This window comes from Pseudomonas sp. 05N434 (genome assembly GCF_056396965.1).
The window spans coordinates 1-3,543 of the sequence record NZ_JBFTMK010000529.1 but is presented as its reverse complement, the minus strand read 5'-3'; the positions used below and the strand labels follow the sequence as shown (position 1 = coordinate 3,543).

Sequence of the window (3,543 nt, the reverse complement as noted above, 5' to 3'; positions counted from 1 at the left end):
CCGGATTGCCAGATCGACATCGTCCTGCACCAGATTTGACACCGAGTCCGACAACGTCAGTGCGACGTACAGTTCCGGGTGCAATGTACTGAATGTCTCAAGCCAGTCATTTAAAAGATTGCGGCCAAAATCGGCGGATGCGGATATCCGGACCTTGCCACGCACCTCTGTTTGACTGGCTTGAAGCCCAGCTTCCGCCTCATCGATAGCCCGCAATGCGACCCAGCATTGCTGCAAATAAAACCGACCTTCTTCCGTGAGGCGCAACTGGCGCGTTGTGCGATCAAACAACTTGGTGCGCAGCGCCGCCTCAAGCTTGATAAGTCGCGCGCTGGCCGCGGCCGGCGACAGCGCCAGTTTGCGCCCTGCGGCAGACAAGCTGCCGAGTGCTGCCGCTTCGACAAACAAACGCATGTCGCCCAATCGGTCAGTAGCCATATTCAATTCAAATTTGATGGTTCATCAAATGGTAGACCAATTATCAAATCCGTAGCAATTCATCACACTCACGTCTCCCATTCCTCTGAGCACAGGTCATGACCAGCAAATCGCAATTTGAAAATGGCTCTTTCACGACATCGGGCAATACCGAATACCTCACTACTGGGCGTCTCCCATTGGCGGCCCTGTTGGCGCTGACAATGGGGAGCTTTATCGCCACCGCCAACGAAACGGTGCCAGCAGGACTTTTGCCGCAAATCGCCGAGGCATTTGGTGTGTCGCAAGCGTGGGCTGGTCAGATGGTGACCCTATGTGCGCTGGGCTCAGGGTTAGCGGCTATTCCATTGACTCTCGCGTTGCAGGGCTGGCGTCGGCGCTTGGTGCTATTACTGGCTGTCGGGGTGTTTTGCGCCTGTAATGCGGTGACCGCCCTGTCGCCCTGGTTTTCATTGACGCTGGCTGCCCGCTTCGTGGTGGGTATCGCAACCGGTCTGGCCTGGAGCCTGCTGGCCGGCTATGCCAGACGATTGGTCGCCCCACAGCAGCACGGTCGCGCAATGGCGCTGGCCATGCTCGGCATCCCTTTGGCACTTGCCCTAGGCGTACCGCTAGGTGCCTGGCTCGGCAAGCTGCTGGGATGGCGTTGTGTGTTCGGGACTCTCTCAGGACTCAGCCTTTTGCTGATGGCCTGGATATATCTGAAAGTGCCTGATTATCCCGGACAACGCTCCGATCGACGCTTGCCGCTACGCAGGGTCCTGCAAACCCCGGGCGTGCGGCCCGTGCTGGCGGTGGTCATGCTCTGGATCCTGGCTCACTACACCCTCTATACCTATATTGCTGCGTTCCTGGCTTCTGTTGGATTGGCCGATCAGATAGATCGGGGCCTCCTTTCATTCGGTATTGCGGCCTTGTTCGGTCTATGGATGATCGGCACGCTGATTGATGACAGGCTTCGGAGTCTGGTACTGCTCAGCCTGACAGCATTCATCCTGGTTTCGTTTGCCCTGGGCCTGGGTGACCTGCCCGTCAGTGCGATCTATATCGGCATCGTCCTGTGGGGGATGAGCTTCGGTGGTGCGCCAACCTTATTGCAAACCTCCTTGGCTGATGTTGCCAGTGACGGCGCTGATATTGCGCAATCAATGTTGGTGACCGTCTTCAATCTGGCGTTTGCAGGAAGTGGTGTGATCGGCGGCATTTTCCTGGAAACATGGGGGGCAGGTGCTATTCCCTGGGTAGCGCTGGCATTGTTGCTACCAGCGCTGTTGATTGTTTCGATAGCCAAGGGGCATGCTTTCAGGCGTTAACTACTGCCGAGGAGTTGAGGATTTATCAACCCTAAGAGGGTGGGCAGAGGTGATCATTGAGGCTTCATTTGATTTGGCCTTGATACACCCTTGGTTTAAGGGCGATCCCTTCAATGAGCCTCCGTAGTTGTGCTCGCGATCGCCCTCGTGATGAGCAAGTGACCGATCTCTACCTATAAACGCGGTCAGCTGCTGGTCGATTTCTATCCGCGAAAGGCTGTTTCTGGTGGCTTTCTGCCTATCACGACTGACGGAGATCGACCCGTTTTCTGCCTTTCAGCATAGGCAGCTATGGCTCAGCATCAAACCGCACAAATCTTCTAAACGTTCTTTTCAAAAGCGCGGTAATTTAGTCGCCCGCACAGTTCAAAGCTGAACCATACCTCTGGAGCCTTCCGTGGATAAACGCAACTGGATTGAGCTGTCCCAGGATGCCGATACCGGGATTGAATCGATTCGTGCCCATTTTCAGGGGCATGCCTACGATCCGCACTGGCATGACAGTTTTCTGGTGGGGGTCACCGAACAGGGGGTGCAGCAGTTCAATTGCCGACGCGTTCGCCATCTTAGTACGCCGGGCAAGGTATTCATGCTGGAGCCGGGGGAAATCCACGATGGGCATGCGCCGACCGAGGAAGGGTTTACCTATTCCATGCTCTACCTCGATCCGCACTGGCTTGAACGGGAGTTGCATGCGTTGTTCGAGCACGCGCCAGCCGATAGTCAGCCGGGCTTTGCCGACACCCTGAGCCAGGATCCGGGCCTGGCCACTGCCATTTATCAAGCCTTCCACGTGCTCCATGAGGGTGACTTGCGCATCGTGCGCCAGAGCGCCATCGATACCTTGTTGGGGGCGCTCACTTGCCACCTTGATTGGCGCAAGCGGCAGGCCTTTGATCCGCGTCTGCCGTTGGTGGCCCAGGTTGCGCGTGACTATCTGCATGCCCATGTCTACGAGGACATCGGGTTGGATGATCTGGCTCAAGCCTGTGGTGTTGATCGCTTTCGCTTGACGCGGGCCTTCAAGGCAGCCTTTGGGCTGGCGCCTCATGCTTATCTGATCCAGCTGCGCCTGGCCAAGGCGCGGCAGCTACTGGCGCGGGGCGAGTCGCCGGCGCAGGTGGCCAGTGCTCTCGGGTTCTCCGATCAAAGCCATATGGGGCGCTGGTTCCGCCGTGCCTACCAGCTCACGCCAGCGGACTACCGCAAGCGCTGCTCAAACCTTCCAGACTGAATCCCGCTGACCCGCGACCATGGCCTCCTATCTGATCAAGGAGTCCATGCCATGTCTTTTTCGCTGTTCCTTTCTGCGCCTTCGATGTGTCCTCAGGGAGTCTGAGCCATGGAATCGTTGTTGCCTTTCCTGCTGTTTGCGTTCGTTGCCTCGATCACCCCGGGGCCGACCAATATTCTGGTGCTGAGCCACAGTTCGCGGTGGGGGCTAGGTGCCACGCTACCCCTCATTTTTGGCGCATGCGTGGCGGCGGCGCTGATTGTGTTTGCCGTCGGGCTCGGCGTGGGCGAGACGCTGCTGCGGTTTCCGCGAGTGCAGCAGGCGATGGCCTGGGCCGGGGTGTTCTGGTTGAGTTGGCTGGCCTGGCAGATCTTTCAAAGCGCGCCGCCGTCCCTGAACCCGACTACCCCGCGCGACGAGGGCCTGAGTGTGTTCGGTGCCGCCACCCTGCAATTGCTCAACCCCAAAGTCTGGATGATGGCGGTGGCGGTGGTGAGCGTGTTTGCCGGTGGCGGCGACAAGACCATGCGGCTGGTGTTGTTGTCGCTGGTGTTCCTG

General features: G+C 58.0%; 4 protein-coding genes. 3 read left to right on the top strand and 1 reads right to left on the bottom strand.

Going from position 1 to position 3,543, the window contains the following annotated elements; translation table 11 throughout:
* Positions 1 to 438 (bottom strand): LysR family transcriptional regulator (locus AC1DLB_RS25135; RefSeq protein WP_477785849.1); only part of this gene is annotated, 438 nt, incomplete at its 3' end.
* Positions 439 to 536: 98 nt separating this feature from the next.
* Here AC1DLB_RS25135 and AC1DLB_RS25130 point away from each other — a divergent pair.
* The 3 genes from AC1DLB_RS25130 to AC1DLB_RS25120 all read left to right on the top strand — a co-directional run.
* Positions 537 to 1,751 carry an MFS transporter gene (locus AC1DLB_RS25130; RefSeq protein WP_477744683.1) on the top strand — a complete coding sequence of 405 codons (1,215 nt, stop codon included), beginning with the start codon at positions 537 to 539 and terminating at the stop codon, positions 1,749 to 1,751.
* A gap of 397 nt (positions 1,752 to 2,148) precedes the next feature.
* Positions 2,149 to 2,985 carry an AraC family transcriptional regulator gene (locus tag AC1DLB_RS25125; protein WP_064618396.1) on the top strand — a complete coding sequence of 279 codons (837 nt, stop codon included), beginning with the start codon at positions 2,149 to 2,151 and terminating at the stop codon, positions 2,983 to 2,985.
* A gap of 108 nt (positions 2,986 to 3,093) precedes the next feature.
* A partial coding sequence (locus AC1DLB_RS25120; protein WP_477785848.1) for a LysE family translocator occupies positions 3,094 to 3,543 on the top strand: 450 nt, incomplete at its 3' end.

Excerpts from the sequence above, each read along its gene's own strand:
- AC1DLB_RS25130 (WP_477744683.1), top strand. The coding sequence starts at position 537 with ATGACCAGCAAATCGCAATTTGAAAATGGCTCTTTCACGACATCGGGC.